This is a genomic window from Mycobacterium sp., from assembly GCF_002863225.1.
In the GTDB taxonomy this organism is placed as follows: domain Bacteria; phylum Actinomycetota; class Actinomycetes; order Mycobacteriales; family Mycobacteriaceae; genus Mycobacterium.
Map to the genome: position 1 here is coordinate 1 of NZ_PKEK01000080.1, position 21,491 is coordinate 21,491.

Here is a 21,491-nt window from a genome sequence, read left to right on the forward strand (position 1 = left end):
CGGATACGGTCAGTGGCAGATACTCGAACAGGCACGGGCGTAACTCCTTCTTCGCAGACTTGCAGGTCGTGAAGCGGAACCTACGCCCGTGCTCCCTATTTACACCGGATTCCGGACACGACCCGCCCGGGTTGCTTTTGCGTCAGCGGTCGTGGGCAGTGTCGCCAAAACCTCTCTAATGCGCAGTGCCCGGCCGGGCGTAATGCGTGAGTTGTGCCCCTCACAGGAACCGGTACCGGTCTCTCATCGGCCGACCGCACCTCAGCGGCCACCATCGCTGTCGCTACAGAGCGAAAGTGTCACGCCGCGAACAACCTTGGCTCGGCCTGGGTTTCTAATTCGTCAAATTGAGCCAGTAGCTTCTTGATTGCATCCGCCTCCGTCGCGATCGTTTCGTAGCGGTGATCAAAGAAGGTAAGCCATGTCATCACAGCATTCATGCTCAGGCACACCAGCACCGTCATCACGAGCAGAAACTCGTCCATAAATCCATCCCTCCGAGTCCACGGCCAGGGATCTATCCCGACCGCCTAACTATCTACTACCTACGTACATACATAGTAGATAATGGGAACCGGATTGGCCAGTGCCGCCACACGTGGAGTCGGCGGCAGACGTCAGCGCCGCAGTGCGAATCCAAGCGCACTCTGACCGGGCGGCCGCCTGGCGACTATGTCCTTGTCTGCATGAGTTATTGTCTGCGTATGCATGCAGGTAGTGGTGGAGCGGTGCCGTTGGAGGACGACCAGGCGAGTCTGATCGTGGAAGTCTTTCGGATGCTGGCCGATTCGACCCGGATTCAGCTGCTGTGGGCGCTGACTGGCGCGGAATTGTCGGTGACCGAGTTGGCCGAGCGGGTGGGCAAGCCGGCGCCGTCGGTGTCCCAGCATCTGGCCAAGCTTCGGATGGCGCGGCTGGTGCATACCCGCAGATCGGGCACCACGATTTTCTACCGCTTGGAAAATGAGCATGTGTGCCGGTTGGTGACCGATGCGGTGTTCAACGCCGAGCACGCCGGACAGGGCGTCCCGCCGCATCACCGCGCCGATGTCGCGCTGCGTTCCCTCAGTTGACAGCCGAAGGCCCAGAGCGGTGACACACACCCGAATGCACGATCTGCCCGGCACAAGAAACGGCACGACGTCATCGCCGCTGCGCGGCCAGGCATCTGCGGAAAATGGGCAAATCTCCTGCTGCGGAACGCAACAGCGACGCAGTGCGGCCCGTTCACGGCCACACATATCGACCCACGAATGAGGAAGGGGTCAGCTATGTCGTTGTTCGGCTACCGCGATTATCGGCATCTGTTCGCAGCCCAGGTGGTCGCCCTGTTCGGGACCGGCCTGACGACGGTGGCGTTGGGGCTGTTGGCCTACCAGTTGGCCGGCGCACATGCGGCCGCCGTGCTCGGAACGGCGTTGACCATCAAAATGGTGGCCTACGTGGCGGTGGCGCCGATCGCCGCCGCCCACGCCGATCGTGTTCCGCGACGGCTGATGCTGGTGAGTCTCGATCTCATCCGGGCAGCGGTGGTGATGGGGTTGCCGTTTATCGACCAGGTGTGGCAGATCTACGTCCTCATCGCGGTTCTGCAGGCGGCGTCAGCGGCGTTCACACCGACGTTTCAGGCGGTCATCCCCGATGTGGTCTGCGACGAGTCCGACTACACCAAGGCGCTGTCGGCCTCCCAGCTTGCCTCCAGGATGGAGAGCCTGCTGAGTCCGGTGCTGGCCGCGTTGCTGCTGACGGTGATGAGTTTCCACTGGCTGTTCGTCGGCACTGTGATCGGATTCCTGCTGTCGGCGGCCCTGGTGGTCAGCACCCGCATCCCCGACGCCACACCCAACCCGCGAGATAGCGCGTGGCAGCGGACTGCCGCCGGGATCCGGATCTTCGCCGCCACCCCGCGGCTGCGAGGTGTGCTGGCCCTGGATCTGGTGGTGGCCGGGGGCGGGTCGATCGTCATGGTCAACACCGTCAACTACGTCCGCGACGCCCTGGGCCGCACTCAGGCCGACGTTGCCTGGCTGCTGGCCGCCTCCGGCACCGGCACGATGCTCGTCGCGCTGGTGCTGCCGCCCATCCTGCGGAGGGTGCCTGAGCGGACCGTCATGGTGGCCGGCGCGGCGATGCTGCTGGTCGGCGCCGTCAGCGCGATCGCGCTGTCGACGGCCAGCGGTGACCAGCGGTGGGCCACCGCCCTGGTGATTTGGGTGCTCATCGGAGCCGGGATGAGCCTGGTACTGACCCCTGTGGGCCGCGTGGTGCGCCGCTCGTCGAGCCCGGCTGATCGGCCCGCGGTGTTCGCCGCGCAGTTCTCGCTCTCCCACGGGTGCTGGCTGCTGACCTATCCGATCGCAGGATGGGGCGCCACGCTGGCCGGCTTCACCGCAGCCTGGACCATCCTCGGGCTGATCGCTACTGCCGGCGCGGTGACCGCGCTGCTGATCTGGCCACGCCGCGACCCCCAAGCACTCACCCATACCCACCCCGTCGCCACCACCGACCGGGTGCATCTCGACGACGCCGCCCCAGTGGATGGCGGGCTCATGGAGCACACCCACACCTTCATCATCGACCAGAATCACCTCCGCTGGCCACAACCCACCCGCTAACCCAAAACACCGGGGCACCGCCGCACTTGGGTGTTGCCCGTTGACCGCTTGACGTCCAGGACCCCGATCATCGCGAACGGCCGCGCGTCATTCCTGACGTGCACCGCGAGCCCAAGATCGACATCTCCCGCGGGCGAGCGGCGATAGTGTCTTCGCCGCGGTGGACGGAGCGGGGTTACCTAAACCCGACCTTGTGCGCACCGGGACCCCTCATCATCGGTCCCGGTGACACCAAGCGGTCGCGGCCACCACCACACAGGCGCAGGATGATCACGGTGCCGACAATCGCCGCTGTGTGACTGGAGGGGGTGGGTGTGCTGGCTCGAGGGCGAGCCACCGATCAGGCCCGGGGCTCACCGCGACCTGCAGCCCGGGGTGTGGGCGCCCAGGCGCGGCGGCCCAGTAGCCGCATTCCGTTAAGGCCGACCAGGACGGTGGAGCCTTCGTGGCCCGCCACCCCCAGGGGTAGGGGTAAGTGACCGAGGAGGTCCCACAGCACCAGCACGGTGATGAAGGTGGAGGCGATGAGCAGGTTGGCGACCACCACCCGGCGGGCGTGTCGCGACAGCGCGATGACCCTGGGGATGGTGGCCAATTCGTCGCGGACGACGACCGCGTCGGCGGTCTCCATCGCGAAATCAGATCCGCTGCGGCCCATGGCCATTCCGGTGTGGGCGGCGGCCAGCGCGGGGGCGTCGTTGACGCCGTCACCAACCAGGAGCACGCGGTGGCCGGTGTCGTCGAGTTCGCGGACGGCATCTACCTTGCCTTGAGGCAGCAATCCGGCGCGCACATCGTCGATCGCGACCCGCGCCGCCAGCGCGATCGCCGCGCGCGGGTTGTCACCGGTCAACAACACCGGGGCCGCGCCGGTCAGGGCCCTCAGCGCGTGGACGGTGTCGGCGGCGTCGGCGCGGAGCTGATCCTCAAGCCCGAGCACGCCGACCACCGTGTCGTCGATAGTGACCACGACCGCGGTCTTGCCGTCGGCTTCCAGCCCGGCCACCACCGCGCCGGCCCGGGCGGTGCCCGCGCTGCCGGGTGTTGAGCCGGCGGACAACAGTTGGGTGGGGCTGCCGACGGCGACCTGGCGGCCGTCGACCACGGCGCGCACGCCGCGCCCCGGGGCGGATTCGAACTGCTCGACCATCGGCAAGGCGAGGCCGCGCTCGGTGGCGGCGGCCACGATCGCGGCGGCCAACGGGTGTTCGCTGGGGTGTTCGGCGGCCGCGGCGAGGGTCAGCAGGTCATCAGCACCCAGGCCGCTAGCGGTCAGGGGCCGAACGTCGGTGAGCGTTGGGGTGCCGCGGGTCAGGGTGCCGGTTTTGTCGAACGCCACGGTGGTGACCGAGCCGAGCTGTTCCATCACCACCGCCGACTTGACCAGCACCCCGTTTCGGCCGGCGTTGGCCATCGCCGCCAGCAGCGGCGGCATGGTCGCCAGCACCACCGCGCACGGGGAGGCCACGATCATGAACGTCATCGCCCGCAGCAGCGCCGGCTGCACCGCGGCGTGCAAGGCCAACGAAATGACAAACACGGCCACGGTGGCGGCCACCACCGTCGCCGAGTAGTACTGCTCGACCTTCTCGATGAACAGCTGCGCCTTGGCCTTGTTAGCCGAGGCCTCTTCCACCATGGCCACGATGCGGGCGATCACGGTGTCCGCGGCGGCCCGGTTCACCCGCACCCTTAGCACCCCGGTGCCGTTCAGCGTGCCGGCGAACACCTCGTCGCCAGGCTGCCTGACCACCGGGAGGGGTTCACCGGTGATCGAAGCCTGATCAACGTCGCTGGCACCGGAGATCACCTGCCCGTCAGCCCCGATGCGTTCGCCGGGGCGCACCACGATCACATCACCGATCGTCAGGGTGGCCGCATCCACGCTGTGTTCACCGACACCGGTGATCAGGGTGGCGCGCTCGGGTGCCAGGTTGAGCAGGCTGCGCACCGAGTCGGCGGTGCGTTGGGTCAAAAATGCTTCCAGCGCACCAGAGGTGGCGAAGATGACGATCAACAACCCGCCGTCAACGACCTGGCCGATCGCCGCGGCGCCGATCGCGGCCACGATCATCAACAGATCGACATCCAAGCTCTTGTCCCGCAAGGCCTGCACACCAGCTAGACCCGGTTCCCATCCGCCGGTGACGTAGCAGGTCAGATACAGCACCCACCACACCCAGGCCGGTGCGCCGCCGTACTGGGCGGCCAACCCCAGCACGAACAACCCCGTGGCCACCGCCGCCCAGCGCACCTCGGGTAGCGCTAACGGCCGCGTGCGGATCGATGCGGCTCGAGCAGCGGTGATCGGTCGTGCGGCGTGGTCGACTAGCTGAGACGGCATGCGGTCACTTCCGTGGTGGGGGTAAGGGACACGCACACCATACAGGAACGAATGAAGGCGTGTTCATGTTTGCACTTGCTAGGATGCTCCGTATGGGTCACGGAGTGCAAGGCCGCATCACCCCACCCGCGCAGCTGGACGCCGATTCCGCAGCGTCGGTGGCGGCCACACTGCAAGCGCTGGCCACCCCGAGCCGGCTGCGGATCTTGACCCGGCTACGACACGGCGCCTGCTCGGTCTCCGAACTGACCGACGCGGTGGACATGGAGCAGTCCGCGGTCTCTCATCAATTGCGGCTACTGCGCGCGCTGGGCCTGGTGACCGGTACCCGCAAGGGCCGCACCGTGATCTACAGCCTGTATGACAACCACGTCGCGATGCTGCTCGACGAAGCCGTCTACCACATCGAACACCTCGGCCTCAGCGCCCCCGACGAACCCTCCGTTACCGCCTGACAGGTTCTGCCGGTTCGCGATGTCGGGACCGGTGTCCTGTGAGCCGTGCACCCGGTGTCCGACGAGCACTGGACGGGTTGGCTAGTCCTGGGGTGCCGTGCCCCAAATCCCGGCGCTCAGCGGGCTTTTCGGACATAGTGGGCAGGGTTCAGATGCCATCACCATCGAGGAATCCAAGCCATGCTCGGCTGGCGTGCTGCTCGTCGGGCACCGCTGCGGGCGCATCGCTGCGTGGCCTGGGCACCCCTTCTGCGCCGTGCCCGCGGCCGCTCATTCGTCGTTCGGTCAGGAGCGGGTCGGCGATGTGGTAGCCCTGTTCCTCAATGGCTCCGATGAGGTGACGGCTGGATGCGCGGTTGTCGTGATGGATGGTGATCGTCTTCGTCGGCAGGTCGACCTCGACCGCGCCGACTCCGGCGATGGCGGTGACGATGGCTTCGATAGCGGCTTGGCACCGGGGGGACACGATTCCTGGCAGAGACAGCGTGGTAGCCGTCAAAAGTGCTGTGGTGGCGTCAATTTCGACCGGTGCAATCGCGGATTGAGCGATGTGCGCGGTCCACGCGGGCGTGAATTTGACAGCGTCGACCAGTTCCTCGATGGCCGCCTGTTCCCGGCCATATAACACCGCCTCCACAAAGGAGGTCTGGAGGTGTTTGTGCATGGTTGCGCGGTGGACCCGTTCCAGCAGGCACTGCACGGCCTGGACCTGTCTCATCACATCGACGCAGCAGGTGTCCGATTGCAGCATCCGGGTGACCTCCACGAGCTGCGCAAGCGCTGTGTTCACGTGGTGTAGCGCTGCGTGCTGTGCGGCTGGCAATTCCAGGGCCATTGCTTGACTTTGCTTCGCAGTTCGAACCGTCAGGGTCGGGGTAGCCGCGTTGGGGATAGCGGCGGGCAATCGTGATTGATTGTGTCGGGCAGGGGTCGGCGCAAGATCTCGCCGGTTTGACATTATTTGCAGTGTCGAGCAGCGGCTTTGCCCGGCGTGCTCATTGGTGCTCTTTGAGCAGTGCGATTCGGCGCTGGTATTCAGCGTCGTCGATCTCGCCGCGTGCGTATCGTTCGGCAAGGAGCCCGTCCGGGCGGGGAGCGGTCATGGCAGGGGTGTGTGAACCGATCAGCGTCACGAGATACCGCACGACGAGCACTGCCGCGGCGATCACGACCGCCCACAGCAGCAAGGTTTCGGCCATCCACACCCAGTGAGTCCAGCCACCGGCACCACAATGCCTCATCATCACCATCACCTCTGTCGAGAACTCGTTTGCTTCGTTGGGCCGTCGCTGGCGGGTGCCGCAGCGGTCAGGGCCTGGGGGCGGGCATTGCCGGCATCGAAGACGGGCCTGGCATCGCCGGCATGGACGGCATCGGCGCCATCGAGGTCATCGGCCCTTTGTTCATCGGCATCTTCGGGTCGTCCATCATCTTTTTCATGTCGGCTTCCATGGACTTGCAACAGTCCTGCTGCGGGGAATGAGCCGAAACTGGATGCGCGACGAGCAGGTACACCCCGGCAGCGATGACGAACAAACCGACGGCAATACCAGTCAAGGCGAGCGTTCGGTACAGCCAGCTCGTCTGTGCAGGGCGAGGGGTGCTGGCGGGCGTCGAGTCAGTCATGAATTCCTCCCATACGAACCGATCCAATCTACTGTGCTACTAAGTAGAACAGTAGATCGTCGTTGATGCAACCGCAATGGTGCATTCTGGAGGACTGGCAGCTCAGGTTGCGCGCGGCGCGGGCGTGGCTAGGCGTGAAGGACGATGCGTCGCCGCCAACCTGAACACAGGCGGTGTTAGGCCCCGCACAGCAGCGCGCCTGACGCAGCCAGGGTCAGCGTCACGAATGGTCCCGCTGCTAGGACCGCGACCACACCCACGAGAGCCGCACGGGCCCGCGCGATTACCGCTTCGGTCGGCGGCATCGCGAGTCGTTGAGCCCGTTCGCACACCGCGAGGTCAGCGGCCGCAAGAGCCCCGGCGGGGGTCGCGGGGCACAGGGCGGCCAGGCCGGACAGCAACGGCGCCGTGCCGTATCGGCGGGCCGAGTCGTCGTCGGCGCACATCTCCAACAGCCGCGACACCTGGCTGACGCCCTCGCGCATCAGGCCCAGCATGGGAAAAACTGCCGCGATGCCCCGCAATGTCGTGATGACCAGCGGGTGGCGCCCAGCCAGGTGGGCCCGTTCATGGCCGAGGACGGCAGCGAGCTCACGCTCGTCGAGTGCGGCCACTGCGGCACTGGTCACCACGATCGTCGAGGGCCGGCCCGACACGCAGTACGCGGCTCGCTGATGGGCCGCCACGATGACCACGTCCGGGTCGTCGGTGCGCTGCCCGACAAGACGCACGGCCGCAGCATGCTCGTGGGCGCGAGCACGCATCCGGGCAACCGTGCGTGCCAAGTGCGCGATGGCGAGCAGGGACCCCAGCGCCCCGGCCGCCAGCATCACTCCGAGCGTGACGTGCGGGCTCAGCCCAGCTCTGTCACCCAGCGCAACCACGACGCCGCGCAGCCGGGCCAAGCACGACATCGTTAGGGCACGTGGGTATTTCCACCTAGCGGCCACCTCGGTGAGAAGGGCCGCTGCGACGACGATCCAGATTGCGATGACCGTCATGATCGCGGTCAGCCACGCCGCGACACCGAATCGGGGAGCATGCCCCTGCCGGGTCAACGCACGTAACAACGGCGGCCCCGCGACGAGCACGGCCACGCTGTACAGGAACAAACAGGCGGCCTCGCTCACGGCCGTTGCGTTCGTTTCGCCAGGGCCCGTAGCGCGTCACGCAAACCCGTGGATTCCGCGGGACCCATCTGCTCCACAAAGTGGTGCAGCACCAGTTCAGGACGTCCACCGCCGTCGAGAGCCTCCCGCATCAGGCGCGCGCTGTGCTGCTCGCGCGACAGGGTCGGCCAGTACCGGTAGGCCTTACCGTCGCGTTCGCGGGCCAGCCAGCCCTTCGTATGCAGGTTGTCCATGGTCGACATGACCGTGGTGTAGGCGATGGTGCGCTCGGTGGCCAAGTCGTCGAAAACCTCGCGCACCGTCGTCGCCGAGGACGGATCGCGGCTCCAGATGCGGTCCATCACCGCGGCCTCAAGCTCACCGAATCCTCGAATTCGCACTGTGGGCCTCCAGCCGTTGGAAGCGGGGCGCCACCGCCGACCGAAGAGGCGCGGGCGACCCGAAGCGTTGTACTAGGTCCGTACGTAGACAGTACTAGCGTCAGGTCGCCGAATCCAACGAGTCGAAGCTGCTGCGGCGGTTCCACCAGTTGGCATATACGGGTGGGGGGTATATGATCACGGCATGTCCGCTGTCCAGCTCGACGCGTTTGTCCCCGGTCAGGTGACCGGGCAGCGTCAGCGCGTGGTCTGCGGCCAGGTGCTCGTTGGTCAGCGCGCCACCCACGCCCCGGTACCTCGCGAGGACCGGTGCGGGATCGGTGGCGGAGATGTCTGACCTGGCTCGCGTGACACCACGGTCCCGGCGTGTGGTGGCGGCGCTTGCGGTGCTGTGGCTGGCGGGCTGGGTGCTGGCCGTGGGCGCTCATGATGTCGGCGCTCATCGGGAGTCGGTGGTCGCACAGCAGGCGCACGCGATGCTGGATTCGCCGCATGGCGGGTTGCCCGTCACCGCGGGTCACCCGCATCTGGACCGCGGCTCGGCGCTGCCGCATCCGGAGTGGTTGATGACCGCGGTGATACCTCGGGCATCAACCGTGGTGGGCGCGTTGATGCTGGTGGGTGTCGTCGTGGGGGCCGCCGCGGCGGGATGGTTGGTCCTGTCATCGGTGCCGGCAGGGCGGGGTCCACCGGCTGGGCCTGCTGCCGTTCTCGCCGGTCAAGATCGTTTGATCCGGTTCTGTTTGTCTCGTCGCTGACTGGTCAGCGTCAGGTCGTTGGGCGGATGCCCACGGCCGGTGACCGCTGACCTCTGTCACGTGCCGCGCGGTGCCGCGCGGTCCCGCCAAGAAAGCGACGATTCCTGATGACTGACGTTTTATCGTTCGAGAACACTTGTGTGAAGCCGATTTCCGCGCTGCGGGTCGTGCAGCCGCGTGACTGCGGCCAGCCCGCCCCGGGCACGCATCTTAGGCCGGGCGCGATGGTCGGCCACACCCCCGTGTCGCGGGTTGGGGCGCCGTTGGCGCCGGCCGGGCGGGGGTTTTGGGCCAAGTTGGAAGGCTTCAATCCTGGCGGCAGCATGAAAGACCGCCCCGCCATGCACATGATCGAGTCCGCCCGCGCTCGGGGCGAGCTGGCGCCCGGGGCCCGCATCGTGGAGTCCACCAGCGGCAGTCTGGGCTTGGGGCTGGCGCTGGCGGGGCAGGCCTACGGTCACCCGGTCACGGTGGTCACCGACCCCGGGATGGAGCCGATCGTGCGTCACATGTTGGCCGCCTACGGCGCGCAGGTGGAGCTGGTCAGCGAGCCGCACCCAGTGGGGGGCTGGCAGCAGGCCCGCAAAGACCGCGTCGCTGGGTTGCTGGCCGCTCACCCTGGGGCGTGGTGCCCGGATCAGTACAGCAACCCCGACAACATCGCCGGCTACCGGTCGTTGGCGCTGGAGCTCATGGACCAGATCGGCCGGGTCGATGTGCTGGTGTGCTCGGTAGGCACCGGCGGGCATTCTGCCGGGGTGGCGCGGGTGTTGCGCCAGTTCAACCCGGAGATGACGCTGATCGGTGTCGACACGATCGGCTCGACCATTTTCGGTCAGCCGGTGGCATCGCGGTTGATGCGCGGGCTGGGCTCCAGCATTTACCCGCGCAACATCGACTACCGGGCTTTCAATGAGGTGCATTGGGTCGCCCCGCGGGAGGCGGTCTGGGCGGCTCGCGCCCTGGCGTCCAGCCAGTTCGCCAGCGGCGGCTGGAGCGTGGGAGCCGTGGCGTTGGTCGCGGGGTGGGCGGCGCGCACTTATCCCGACGACGCCCGGATCGCTGCGGTGTTTCCCGACGGGCCGCAACGTTACTTTGACACCATCTACAACGACGAGTACTGCCGTCACCATCAGCTGCTGGATTGGCAACCCGTAGCTGAGCCGGCGTTTATCGCCGACCCCGGCCAGCAGACCGTGAAGTCGTGGACTCGGACCACCACCGTCACCAACCCTGCATTGGTGGCGGCCGCATGAGGGATTTCTTGACGCGGTGGCGCAGTTTCGACGGTCCCGCAAAGGTACTGATGCTCAACCAGTTTGGCATCAACATGGGTTTCTACCTGCTGATGCCGTATCTGGCTGGGTATCTCGTGGGCCCGCTCGGGCTTGCCGCCTGGGCGGTCGGGCTGGTACTGGGGGTGCGTAACTTCTCCCAGCAGGGCATGTTCATCGTGGGCGGTACCCTGGCCGACCGGATCGGCTACAAGCCGTTGATCGTAGCCGGGTGTGTGCTGCGCACCGGCGCGTTCGCGATGCTGATCGTGGCCCACTCCCTGCCGGCGGTGGTGATCGCCGCCGCGGCCACCGGGTTCGCCGGAGCGTTGTTCAATCCGGCGGTGCGGGCCTATCTGGCCGCCGAGGCCGGCGAGCGCCGCGTCGAGGCGTTCGCGGTGTTCAACATCTTTTACCAAGCCGGGATCCTGCTCGGCCCGCTGGTCGGGTTGACGTTGGGGGCCATCGATTTTCGGGTCAGCGCCGCCGTCGCGGCGGCGGTGTTCGCCGCGCTGACGGTGGCGCAGCTGATGGCGCTGCCACAGCGCGAGCTCGACCGGGCCCCAGCAAAGACGTCGTTTACTCAGGACTGGCGGATGGTCCTGGGTAACCGATCGTTTGTACTGTTCGCGGCCGCGATGATCGGCACCTACGTGTTGACGTTTCAGGTGTATCTGGCGTTGCCGTTGCAGGCTTCAATGCTGGCTCCGGGGGCGCAAAGTCGGCTGGTAGCTGTCATGTTCGCTGTCTCGGGCCTGATCGCGGTCGCCGGACAGTTACGCATCACCGGCTGGTTCGCCGACCGGTGGGGGTCTGGGCGCAGCCTGGTCGCCGGCGTGGCCGTGGTGGCAGGCTCGTTCGTCCCTCTGGCCGTCGTCCCGAACGGCCAGAGGTTTGGGACACCGATCGCGGTGCTCGCCCTGCTGGTCTCGGCGGCCATGCTCGCGATCGGCTCGGCGGCGGTATTCCCCTTCGAGATGGACACCGTGATTGCTCTGGCTGGAAACCGGCGGGTGGGAACCCACTACGGGTTCTACAACACTGTCGTCGGCGCCGGAATCCTGATCGGCAACCTTGCCACCGGGACTGCGTTCGGTGCCGCGCAACGATTCGGCGCCGGATCGCTGGTATGGGGCGGGCTGACGCTGATCGGGACCGGTGCCGCGTTCGCGCTGTGGGGTCTGGAAAGAACCCGTCAGCGTCGCAGCGCTGTCGCGGAACTCGACGCTGCCGAATCGGCGGCGCCATCGCCGAGCGCCAGGAGCAGGCGGTGCACGAGCGGACCCCCGCAGCGGCCCGCCGACCGGTCGCGAGTCCGCTGTGCGCACCCAGACACACCGGGCACACCGCCAGCCGTAACACTGTGCACCGGCATTCGTCGAGGCCGGTCCGCCAACGCGAATGCGGGTGTTCTCGCGCCCAGGGCACCGGCAACCAGACCGGCGATCAACCTGTCCGGCGCACCGCGGCGGTGGACGTGACGCTGCAGCCGCTGACTGCGATACCCTTAGCCGGTATAGGTACCACGCGGCTTCGCGCCAGCGAGCCGGCCGCTCCTAGCGGCGCGAGTGCCCCTGGCCGCTTCAGCTGCGCTGATGAAGGGAATGGGCGCCGTCACGTTGGCCCGGCGCGGCGCGGTTCCGCTGATGCTGTCTTCCGTATACCCCCCGTCCTTAGGTACAATTCCGGCATCAGAGGACCCAGCCACGCCGGCAGATCGGCGACGGTGCGGACCGCATGCGCGACAGCGCTGGCGGTGGGTCTCGTGCTGGTGGCTCTGGGCTGTGGATGGGTGCATTTCGCCGGCCTACGGTTCGACGCGGCGCACACTTCGGCCTCATCGCCGCAGCCCACCCACGGCAGTATCCACGCCGACCACGCATCCGCTGACCGTGGACTGGCGCCGCGATGCTCGAAGTTGCTGGCCACCACAGCGCTGCCGGCGCAGGCCGCCAGCCTGGCCGGACTCGGCCTGGTGGTGGCGCTGGGCGTCGCCGCGGGTACCTGGGCACCTCGCGTTGCAACCGCCGGCCGCGGCCCGCCCGTGCTGCCGGGTCCTGTCATTTCCGGCCGAGACCTGTTGACGCGGTTCGGTATCGCGCGCCGCTGACCAGCTGGCCGCAAGCTTTCGTCTCACTGCCGGCGCAGCGGGTTGGCGTCCTGTCAACCGTGGGCTCGTGCTCGCGGCGCGGTGAACACTCATGCGGCCCACAGCCCGCGCGGTAGCGCCTCACGTCGTGGCGCACCAGCCCCGGGCAGCTCTGCCCTCGCCGCCGGCGATGTCTCTGCCGGCTCCACGCCACCGCTGGGCGCACTCGAAGCCCGTGCTGTCACATCCGGAAAGGAAAAGTTCCCTTGTCCTGGACTGGCACCATCATTGCGCCGCACTCGCCGGCTGCTGGGCGCGAGAATCTGCCGCGCAGAGGCCGCCCGCCGCACCCCGCGGTCGCCGGACCACAACCGACAAGCCCGGTGCGTGTCGCCGCGGCCGACGATCCCGTCCGCGGCGACCATTTCACAAGCGCCCGCACGTTGGTCAGCGTGACCGCAGCGACCGCCCGAGACGGGCGTGCCGATCCCGCGAGGACGCACTCCCTGCGCAAGTTACCGACTCATTCCTTTTCGCTGCTCGTTAAGCCTAGGTGACACAATGGATTTCGCCGCTTTACCGCCGGAGATCAATTCAGCCAGCATGTACGCCGGCCCTGGCTCGGGACCGATGCTTCTCGCCGCAGCCACCTGGGACGGTCTAGCTGATGACCTGTATTCCAGCGCCGCGTCCTACCAGTCGGTGATCTCCGGGCTGACCGGCGGGCCCTGGCTGGGCCCGGCATCGGCGGCGATGGCGGCCGCGGCGACACCGAATGTGGTGTGGATGACGACCGTCGCGGACCAGGCTGTGCAGACCGCCGGTCAAGCACGGATGGCGGTGGCCGCCTATGAGGCGGCGTTCGCGATGACCGTGCCTCCACCGGTGATCGCGGCCAACCGCAGCCTGTTGATGGCGCTGATCGCCACCAATGTGTTGGGGCAAAACACCCCGGCGATCGCGTCCACCGAAGCCCTCTACGACGCGATGTGGGCCCAGGACGCCGCCGCGATGTACAGCTATGCCGCCGACTCAGCGAGCGCGGCGAATCTACCGACGTTCGCTGTGCCGCAACACACCACGACCACAGCCGGCCTGCAGGGGCAGGTCGCCGCTGTCAGCCACGCCACCGGCACCTCCGTAGCCACGAGCGCTCAGACGGCGCTGTCCCAGCTGACCGCCGCGACACCGCAGACCCTGCAGAGCCTGTCGGCCCCCACCTCGACAACAACGGCGTCGGGACTCGCGTCGCTGACGACGCTGCAGCCGGTGATGTCGGCGACCAGTTCGCTGGGATGGATAACCAGTGCGGGACTGTCCAACGCCAACCAGTTGAAAAATCTCTTCCCCGCCGTCGGCGCCGCGGGCACGGGAGCCGCCGCTGCGTTGCCCGCCGCCGCCGATGGGCTTGCACCGGCAACCAGCGCGGTGGGCCCGACAAGCCTTGCCGGCCTGGGATCGGGGGGAACTCAGGCCGCGGCGTCGGCCGCGGTGGGTCGCGCGGGCACGATCGGCCCGCTATCAGTACCCCAAAGCTGGGCTACCGGTGCGGCACCGATGAGCGCTGCCGGGTCGGCGCTGGCGCCAAGCCCAAGCGTGTCCGCGCCGGTCGGGGCCGCCGCGCCGACAAGCATGCTCGGACCGGTGCCGCTGGCACCGGCCGCCGGTCGCACTGACCCCAGCCCGGCCAGCGCGACACCCCGATTCGATAGCCGTCCCAGCGTCGTTCCGCGGTCACCGGCCGCCGGATGACACCACACCCAACAGTGTTGCGGTGCTGCGGTTTACCGCAGCACCGCACCGAAGGATAGGAGGCCCAGATGAGGACCCTCAGGTCAATCGGCGCGGGTCGCGCGCCAGCCAAGCACACCACGGACCGACGTCACCGGCCATCACGTGGTGAGCGCGCCGCACCCTCGCCGGAGAACGCGGTGAGGACGTCCGTGCGGCCTCATCACGCCACGACTCGTTGCTGCGACCGCGACCCGTATGCGACCTGGGACGCCGCGTATGTGCTTGGTTCACTGTCAGCGGACGACCGACGCGAGTACGAGGCGCACATGAGCTTGTGTCGGAACTGCCGCGACGTCGTCGCAGACCTCAGCGTCATTCCCGCGTGGCTCGCGCTCCTCGATCGCATCGAGGCCGCCGGCCCAGCCCAGCAAACCTCCCGCGCCGCAGGCCCCAATACGCATGATCGATGCCGCAGACCGAAGCTGTGGAGGCATCGATGATGGCGTGTTCCGAGCGCGGCGCGGCCCCGAGTTCACCTCAGCGCGATCCGCCACAGGCACCTCGTCGGGCCATGCCCGCCCGGGCTTGACCGGCCTTTCCCCGACCGGGCGCCCGCAACCGTCGAACACGCGGCACCGCTCATCAGCACGACCAACCAGGGCACAACCACCAACATCGAGGAGACACCACACACATGACACGACCATCACCGCTTGTCGCGGCGGCCGCATTCGCGACTGTGCTCACCCTATCCGCATGCAGCAACGCGACCCATCAGCCCGGCCCGGCCAGCTCAGCCGCGGCCCCCGCTAACGCATCGAACTCGCCGTCGAGCGGGCCGACGCACGACGACGCGGACGTCACGTTCGCCCAGCAGATGATTCCCCACCACCAGCAAGCCATCCAGATGAGCGACATCATCCTCGCCAAACCGGGGATCGACCCGCGCGTCACGCAGCTGGCCAACCAGATCACAGCCGCACAAGGACCCGAAATCCAGATGATGCAGACCTGGCTGCGCCAATGGGGGCGGCCGCTCGCGCCGACGCCCGCCACACCAGCAACCGCCATGCCGGCAATGCCCGGCCACGGCGCCATGAGCGGGATGATGTCAGACGCCGACATGGCCGCCCTGCACAACGCCGACGGGCCTGCCGCGAGCAAGCTGTTCCTGACCCAGATGATTGAACACCACCGAGGCGCCATCGACGCGGCCCAAGCCGAAATCAGCGCCGGCCGCAATGCGCCAGCCGTGACGCTGGCGCGCTCCATCGTCGCCAGTCAGCAGCAGGAGATTGCCACCATGCAAAGTCTCGGGGCATCGCTGTAGGTGGCGCCTGGTTCGCCGCGACCGTCTTCGCCGCCGGGCCGCCAAGGCCGATGCTGGTCTGCTTCGTGGTGGTTCAGATCGCATAGTCCAGGCGGGTCATCATGCCGGCCGCCTGGTGATAGGTGTTGTGGCAGTGCAGCATCCACACGCCGGGATCTTGTGATAAAGGAGATCCAGAATGCCGCGTCGTCGGCCACCCATGGCGACGCGGTGCAGATCGCCACATGAGCTACTGCGGGAACGAGGCCAGCAGCAACTGCTTCTTGCGCTGTGCGTATTCCTGTTGGCTGATCCGACCGTCGGCGCGGCGCGCGGCGATGTCGCGGATCGCGGCCGCGACACCGGTCATGACGATCCGTGGCGCGGGAGGCTTCAGCGCCGTCATCGACCGAATCAGTGTCCGAGGGCACAGTCCGGCGGTCCGTGTTGGTGATCCCACGCGCCACGTCGGTAGCTCGCCCGGTCACGGTCTGGTCGAACATCGGCCCGATTCCCGCCTGAATGGACGTGTTCGCCGCACCCACCTGCGTGGACGGGGCCGCCGCGGCACCGGCCGCAGTGAGCCGGGCGGTGAACACCGTCGGCTTCACCTCCTCCGCCACAGCGGTTGTCCAGCCCGGCGGTACCCCCGCGGCGATGTCCCGGCACCACCGCGCCGACGGAGGCGAGGTCAGCCGGAGCGGCGAGGAAGATCGCGATGAGGCTGGCCAGAGTGGAGAGTGGGCCTGCGGCGGCGGCCTGCCTGGCCGACGAGCCGGAACCGGTGTTCTGCTGCGGCTGCTGGAACGGCGTCAGGGTGGTCGCCGACGCCGAGGAAGCCGCGTAGCCGTACATCGCGGCGGCGTCCTGGGCTTACATCTCGGCGTAGTGGATCTCGGTGGCGGCGATCGCGGGGGTGTTCTGCCCGAGGAAGTTGGTCGCCACCAACGCTGCCAGCAGACTGCCGTTGGCCGCGATCACCGGCGGCGGCGCCGTCATGGCGTACGCCGTCTCGTAGCCGGCGGCCGCGGCCTGGGCCTGGGTGGCGGACTGCTCGGCCTGCGCGGCTGTCGGGCTGAGCCATTCGGCGAACGACGCGGCCGCGGCGCTCATCGACGTCGACGACGGGCCGAACCAGTCACCGGATGCCAGTGCCGAGACCACCGACTGGTAGCCGCTCGCTGCGGTGTACAGCTCGTCAGCGAGCGCCGTCCATGCCTGCGCAGCGGCCATCATCGGCCTTGATCCCGGACCGGAATACATCCGGCCGGAGTTTACCTCCGGCGGATAGAACCCGAAATCCATTGCTGCGCATTCCCTTTATGTCTACGACGCGGCCCCGATAACTGATGTTTCCGCCGGACGGCGGAGGGCGTATCAGCGACCAAGCAGGCGGTTCTTCTGCTCGGTGTATTCCTCGTCGGTGAGAATTCCTTCGTCGCGGAGCTTGGTGAACTCGCGCAGCTCGGCCGCGACACCGGTGACCACCGTGCGCGGCTTTGCCTCGGCGACCTCGTTGTCGCTGCCAGTTGTGTTGCGTTCAGCGGTCTTAGGGGCGTCGCTGGGTTTGGCCATCGCGCCGCAGGCGCGGCCGACGCCGGTGCCGACGGTTCCGGCCATCGCGCGGCCGGCCATTCCTGCCAGCGCCATCTGACTCAGCGCGGTTCCCGAGGAGCCCGACATCGACTCCGCGGCGGCGACCGCCGGCAGGGCGGGAAGCGTTACCGCGGAAGGCTTGACCGCCGGTGTGGCGATGGTCCAGCTCGGCGGAACCGACAGGCCGCCGACGTGGTTCGCGTCGGCGAGACCGGCCGACAGCCGGGTGGGCACGGTGCCCTTCGGCAGGTTCAGCAGCGGGGCAGGGAATGCCTTCACCGGTGCGGGGCCTTCACCGGGCCACTGCTGCTCGCCGTTCCAGGCGCTGACGATCTTGTCGGTGTGGGTACCGGTCAAGGCGCCGACCACGTCGAAGGGGAGTGCGACCACGCCCAGGCTGCCTAGCGGAATGTCGGCGGTGAACGTCGCGATAGCAGCCGGCAGATCGGCGAATACGGCGATGAGGTTACTGATGGTAGTTAGCGGGTCGCCCGCGGCTACCGGCGCCGCGGCGGCGCTCTGGAGCGCGGACGGCACGGCGGTGAAGGCCTGCTCGAGAGTGGACTGGACATTGCCCGCGGCGGAGCCGGCGCCAAGGTCGACCGCAGCCGACTGGTTAGCCGCGCCCGTCGGATTGGTGTTGTGTTGTGGCGGAATGAAAGACGGCAACTGGGTCGCGGTGGCCGAGGACGCTGCATAGCCGTACATGGCCGCGGCATCTTGCGCCCACATCTCGGAGTATTGCGCTTCGTTCGTGGCGATGGCTTGGCTGTTGCGGCCGAACAGGTTGGTCGCGATCAGCGTCGCGAGCACGCTGCGGTTTTCGGCGACCATCGGCGGCGGAACCGTAGCCACGAAGGCCGCCTGGTAGGCCAAGGCCGCCAACTTCGCCTGGACGCCGGTCTCTTCGGCCTGGGCGGCGGTAGCCCGCAGCCAACTCACATACGAGGCGGCCGCGCCGGCCATCGACACTGACGCCGGACCCATCCACGAACCGGACGTCAACCCGGAAACGACCGAGTGATACGAGTCGGCGATCGCATGAAGTGCACCGGCCAGCGCATCCCACGCCTGGCTCGCGGCCAACATCGGTACGGCGCCAGCACCGGCATACATGCGGGCGGAGTTAACCTCCGGCGGGTAATTCCCGAAATCCATCTACTACCTGCTGCCTGCGACGTGTGATTGTTAGGTGGTGTAGTCGAGGCGGGTCATCATGCCGGCCGCCTGGTGATAGGTGTTGTGGCAGTGCAGCATCCACACGCCGGGATTGTCGGCGGTGAGCTCGACGGTCACCTTCTGCTTGGTTAGCACGCTGACGGTGTCTTTGCGCGCCCCGCGGCTGCCGTCAGGTTTGATTACTTGGAAGGTGTGGCCGTGCAGGTGCATGGGGTGCCACATTCGGGAGCCGTCGTTGGCGAATGTCAGCGCCGCCCGCTGCCCTTGCTTGACGGTGAGCGGCCGGCCCTGTGGGTAGGGCTGACCGTTGATGGTCCAGACGTAGTTGATCATCGAACCGTTGAGGTCAGCAGACAAACGCGTGTCGGGTCGCGCCGATCCAATATCTGCGGCCGGGGTTGCGGTGAACACGTCGACCGTGCCCACCCTGGCCTGCAGTTCGGGTGGCTGATAGGCCGGGTCGGGCGCGCTACCGGCACCGGTGGACAGGATCGCTCGAGCAAGCGCATCCTTTCCTTCGGCGAGCGCCACCAACGGAAAGACGCCGTCACCGGCGGTCACCACCGCGTCGTAGCGTTCACCCATCCCGACGAGCAGTGCGTCGACGATGGTTGGTTGCACGGGGTAGCCGTCGGTGTGGGTCACCGTCATCGGGTGGCCGGCCAACGCGACCGGAAGGCCGTGTCGGATCCGGCGTTAATGATCCGCAACCGGATGCGCTGACCGGGTTTGGCGTGAAACGTGCTGGGCGAAGCCGGGATACGCCCGTTAACTAGGTAGAACGGGTAGCTGACGTCGCCGGCTTCACCGCCCAACAGTGCGCTGGTGCCTACCGCAGGTGGGCCGGCCATGGCACCCATGTCGGGCATGTCGCGAGTGAGGGCCGGTGCTGGCCTGCGGAGGTCCTCGAAGATCTGTTTCGGTGATTTGCCGACCCCGTCGGACCAGTCGTCGACGACGACGATCCATTCGGCGTCATAGCGGCCCGTCTCGCCCGGGTCATCGACGATCACCGGGAGGTACAGGCCGTAGTCGGCGTCCAGACCGGTGTGTGGATGCGCCCAGTAGGTGCCGGGGTGGGGTACGGAGAATCGGTAGGTGAAATCGAGGCCCGCGCCGATATCCGGTGTGGCCGGCGCGGCACCGTCCATGTCGTTGCGCAGGGCGATGCCGTGCCAGTGCACCGAGGTCGAGCGGGTTAGTCGGTTGGCGACGGTGACGGCGACTTCGTCGCCGACGTTGGCTCGGATCAATGGCCCGGGAACGGTGGTGCCATAGGCGAGCGTGCGCACGATTGGCCCGCCCAGGTCGATGGTCGCTGGCTGCGGGGTCAACGACGCGGCGACCGTGCGCCCGGTATGGGGCCGTGCGGCCTCAGCGGTGTTGATGGCGGCGGCAAGACTGCCGGTCGGGGCGGGGGAGCGCCCGCAGCCCGCCAGGGTGAGCCCCGCGGCGATGGTGGCGGTCACAAACCCTCGCCGGCTCAAAGCAGTTGGTGGCGATGGTGATTCGGTCGCGGTCGATACGGGCGTAGGTCGCTGACGACTCATCGTTGATCTGTGTTCGGGCTCGTCTCATCGTGGCCGCGCGCCGGTCGGCTTCCGGACGACTCATCGGGTGCCGGTGTGCACTCGCTGTGCGGGTGCGGATCGCTCGTAGCGCCGTGATGGTGGTGCTGGTCGGCAGTATCGGGGGAGCCGCCCATCATGCGCAGCATCGGGATACCGCCGGAGGTGACAAAGCGGGCCACCAGCGCGGCGGCAATCAGCAGGAAGACGATGTTGAGCCAGGTGGTGTAGTTCCACGAGAATTCGGCGCGCATCACGGTGGCGTTGCGCGCGGTCGGGATGAGACCCGTTGCGCCGAAGAGCAATTCAACGAGATAGCCCGCTGCCACCATCGCGGCGTAGAAGGTGCCCAGCAGGGTGAACATCATTGCGGCGCCGTAGTACTTGCGGTAGATATTCAAGATCGGCAGGATCAGTAAGTCGGCGAAAACGAAAGCGATGACCCCGCCGAAACTGATGCCACCGTTCCACAGCACCGCCGCGAGCGGCACGTTGCCGATCGAGCACACGAACGACCCGATGGCGACCAAAGGACCCACGATCGGTCCCCACAGCGGCGAGATCGCCGGATGCTGGGTGAGGAAGAATGTTTGCCAGAACGATTCGGGCACCCACGCGGCGATGGCGCCGGCGATCAGCAACCCCAACACGAGGTCGCGCAGGATCGCGGCCCATTCCATGACGAAAATATGCGAGATCGCCGTGAAGCCGTCACGCGACCCGACACGGCGCCATAGTGAACGATCGCCCTGTATCGACATGTCCATGGCCGCGTGGCCTTCCATCGACCCGACGACCCCGAGGCTGGCCTGGCTGGCGGCGGCCTCGATCAATCGGGAGCGCACACACAGCCGAAACAGCACCGCGAGCACGACAATCATCAGCGGGCCGCCAACGAATTCGGCGGCGGTGAACTGCCAGCCCATCAGCAACGCCATGATGATGCCCAGCTCGACGACGAGATTGGTGGATCCGATTTCAAAGGCCATCGCGGCGGTGAAGTTCGCGCCCTTGCGAAACAGCGAGCGCGCCAGGGCGACCGCGGCATAGGAGCACGACGACGATGCCGCGCCGAGCACGGTCGCGACGGCCAGGGTGCGGGGCCGGTCATCGCCCAGCAACGCGACGATCGTCGAGCGCCGCACTGCGGCCTGCACCACCGCCGACAGCGCGAAACCCAGTATCAGGGCCCACAGGATCTCCCACGTCATCGAACCCGCCAGCGCCAACGCATGGCCGACCGCGCCCACCAAAATCACCAGCCCCTCCCCGTTGCTCGACACCGCCAGCGCGACCAACGTATACCCCTCCAGGGTATCGAGTCAACGGGGAGTCCCGTGCGCGTACGTGCACTCCCGCCGCCGCACGCTCGGATCACAACCTCGCCGATCGGATGGACCGGCGACGTCGCGCAACTCGGATGCTGCTGGAGGA

General features: G+C 67.4%; 20 protein-coding genes and 5 pseudogenes. 12 read left to right on the top strand and 13 right to left on the bottom strand.

The features are described from left to right. Positions 1 to 299 precede the first annotated feature (299 nt). Positions 300 to 485: a hypothetical protein gene (locus CYU59_RS24150; protein WP_293003685.1), complete on the bottom strand. Its 186-nt coding sequence runs from the start codon at positions 483 to 485 to the stop codon at positions 300 to 302. A 219-nt stretch (positions 486 to 704) separates the two neighbouring features. Here CYU59_RS24150 and CYU59_RS24155 point away from each other — a divergent pair, with 219 nt between their 5' ends. After that, positions 705 to 1,073 carry a metalloregulator ArsR/SmtB family transcription factor gene (locus tag CYU59_RS24155; RefSeq protein WP_293003687.1) on the top strand — a complete coding sequence of 123 codons (369 nt, stop codon included), beginning with the start codon at positions 705 to 707 and terminating at the stop codon, positions 1,071 to 1,073. 198 nt (positions 1,074 to 1,271) lie between these two features. Beyond that, entirely contained in the window at positions 1,272 to 2,615 is a 1,344-nt protein-coding gene (locus tag CYU59_RS24160) for an MFS transporter (RefSeq protein ID WP_293003689.1), read from the top strand. A 340-nt stretch (positions 2,616 to 2,955) separates the two neighbouring features. Here the strand turns inward: CYU59_RS24160 and CYU59_RS24165 are convergent, their stop codons facing one another. Further along, a complete protein-coding gene (locus CYU59_RS24165; protein ID WP_293003691.1) occupies positions 2,956 to 4,959 on the bottom strand; it encodes a heavy metal translocating P-type ATPase in 2,004 nt (667 codons plus the stop codon). A gap of 92 nt (positions 4,960 to 5,051) precedes the next feature. On the opposite strand from CYU59_RS24165, the gene CYU59_RS24170 reads away from it, so the two are divergent. Continuing rightward, positions 5,052 to 5,414: a metalloregulator ArsR/SmtB family transcription factor gene (locus tag CYU59_RS24170; protein ID WP_293003693.1), complete on the top strand. Its 363-nt coding sequence runs from the start codon at positions 5,052 to 5,054 to the stop codon at positions 5,412 to 5,414. 148 nt (positions 5,415 to 5,562) lie between these two features. Here the strand turns inward: CYU59_RS24170 and CYU59_RS24175 are convergent, their stop codons facing one another. From CYU59_RS24175 to CYU59_RS24195, 5 genes are all read right to left on the bottom strand, one after another. Beyond that, entirely contained in the window at positions 5,563 to 6,249 is a 687-nt protein-coding gene (locus CYU59_RS24175; protein WP_293003695.1) for a metal-sensing transcriptional repressor, read from the bottom strand. Between the two features lie 160 nt (positions 6,250 to 6,409). Next, entirely contained in the window at positions 6,410 to 6,613 is a 204-nt protein-coding gene (locus CYU59_RS24180) for an SHOCT domain-containing protein (RefSeq protein ID WP_293003697.1), read from the bottom strand. Between the two features lie 109 nt (positions 6,614 to 6,722). Then, entirely contained in the window at positions 6,723 to 7,040 is a 318-nt protein-coding gene (locus CYU59_RS24185) for a hypothetical protein (protein WP_293003700.1), read from the bottom strand. A gap of 176 nt (positions 7,041 to 7,216) precedes the next feature. Continuing rightward, positions 7,217 to 8,170 (bottom strand): M56 family metallopeptidase, encoded by a 954-nt coding sequence (locus CYU59_RS24190; protein ID WP_293003702.1) that lies wholly within the window; start codon positions 8,168 to 8,170, stop codon positions 7,217 to 7,219. Further along, positions 8,167 to 8,550 (bottom strand): BlaI/MecI/CopY family transcriptional regulator, encoded by a 384-nt coding sequence (locus tag CYU59_RS24195; protein ID WP_293003704.1) that lies wholly within the window; start codon positions 8,548 to 8,550, stop codon positions 8,167 to 8,169. The genes CYU59_RS24190 and CYU59_RS24195 overlap by 4 nt, the downstream gene beginning before the upstream one ends. Positions 8,551 to 8,734: 184 nt before the next feature. On the opposite strand from CYU59_RS24195, the gene CYU59_RS24200 reads away from it, so the two are divergent. The 8 genes and pseudogenes from CYU59_RS24200 (at position 8,735) to CYU59_RS24235 (ending at position 15,735) form a co-directional block, all read left to right on the top strand. Then, a complete protein-coding gene (locus CYU59_RS24200; RefSeq protein ID WP_293003707.1) occupies positions 8,735 to 8,887 on the top strand; it encodes a hypothetical protein in 153 nt (50 codons plus the stop codon). Continuing rightward, positions 8,880 to 9,308: a hypothetical protein gene (locus CYU59_RS24205; RefSeq protein WP_293003709.1), complete on the top strand. Its 429-nt coding sequence runs from the start codon at positions 8,880 to 8,882 to the stop codon at positions 9,306 to 9,308. The genes CYU59_RS24200 and CYU59_RS24205 overlap by 8 nt, the downstream gene beginning before the upstream one ends. 107 nt (positions 9,309 to 9,415) lie before the next feature. Next, positions 9,416 to 10,564, top strand: a complete 1,149-nt coding sequence (locus CYU59_RS24210) for a PLP-dependent cysteine synthase family protein (RefSeq protein WP_293003711.1) — start codon at positions 9,416 to 9,418, stop codon at positions 10,562 to 10,564. After that, positions 10,561 to 11,748, top strand: a pseudogene (locus CYU59_RS24215) (MFS transporter); the annotation flags it as partial. The gene CYU59_RS24210 and the pseudogene CYU59_RS24215, both read left to right, overlap by 4 nt. A gap of 560 nt (positions 11,749 to 12,308) precedes the next feature. Continuing rightward, positions 12,309 to 12,692, top strand: a complete 384-nt coding sequence (locus CYU59_RS24220; RefSeq protein WP_293003713.1) for a hypothetical protein — start codon at positions 12,309 to 12,311, stop codon at positions 12,690 to 12,692. Between the two features lie 540 nt (positions 12,693 to 13,232). Further along, positions 13,233 to 14,423, top strand: a complete 1,191-nt coding sequence (locus CYU59_RS24225) for a PPE family protein (protein ID WP_293003715.1) — start codon at positions 13,233 to 13,235, stop codon at positions 14,421 to 14,423. A gap of 191 nt (positions 14,424 to 14,614) precedes the next feature. Next, positions 14,615 to 14,806: pseudogene (locus tag CYU59_RS24230) on the top strand (zf-HC2 domain-containing protein); the annotation flags it as partial. Positions 14,807 to 15,099: 293 nt separating this feature from the next. Continuing rightward, positions 15,100 to 15,735 (top strand): DUF305 domain-containing protein, encoded by a 636-nt coding sequence (locus CYU59_RS24235; protein WP_293003716.1) that lies wholly within the window; start codon positions 15,100 to 15,102, stop codon positions 15,733 to 15,735. Positions 15,736 to 15,808: 73 nt separating this feature from the next. Here the strand turns inward: CYU59_RS24235 and CYU59_RS24240 are convergent, their stop codons facing one another. After that, complete coding sequence (locus tag CYU59_RS24240; protein ID WP_293003719.1) at positions 15,809 to 15,961, bottom strand: multicopper oxidase domain-containing protein; 153 nt, start codon at positions 15,959 to 15,961, stop codon at positions 15,809 to 15,811. A 3-nt stretch (positions 15,962 to 15,964) separates the two neighbouring features. Then, complete coding sequence (locus CYU59_RS24245; RefSeq protein ID WP_293003721.1) at positions 15,965 to 16,120, bottom strand: hypothetical protein; 156 nt, start codon at positions 16,118 to 16,120, stop codon at positions 15,965 to 15,967. 312 nt (positions 16,121 to 16,432) lie between these two features. On the opposite strand from CYU59_RS24245, the gene CYU59_RS24250 reads away from it, so the two are divergent. Further along, entirely contained in the window at positions 16,433 to 16,561 is a 129-nt protein-coding gene (locus tag CYU59_RS24250; RefSeq protein ID WP_293003783.1) for a hypothetical protein, read from the top strand. Here CYU59_RS24250 and CYU59_RS24255 read toward each other — a convergent pair. The 4 genes and pseudogenes from CYU59_RS24255 to CYU59_RS24270 form a co-directional block, all read right to left on the bottom strand. Next, positions 16,519 to 17,019, bottom strand: a pseudogene (locus CYU59_RS24255) (PPE family protein); the annotation flags it as partial. The gene CYU59_RS24250 and the pseudogene CYU59_RS24255 sit on opposite strands and share 43 nt — an antisense overlap. 72 nt (positions 17,020 to 17,091) lie before the next feature. Then, positions 17,092 to 18,468: a PPE domain-containing protein gene (locus tag CYU59_RS24260; protein ID WP_293003722.1), complete on the bottom strand. Its 1,377-nt coding sequence runs from the start codon at positions 18,466 to 18,468 to the stop codon at positions 17,092 to 17,094. A 30-nt stretch (positions 18,469 to 18,498) separates the two neighbouring features. Next, a pseudogene (locus CYU59_RS24265) lies at positions 18,499 to 20,039 on the bottom strand (multicopper oxidase family protein). A 137-nt stretch (positions 20,040 to 20,176) separates the two neighbouring features. Beyond that, positions 20,177 to 21,346, bottom strand: a pseudogene (locus tag CYU59_RS24270) (permease); the annotation flags it as partial. Positions 21,347 to 21,491: the final 145 nt, after the last annotated feature.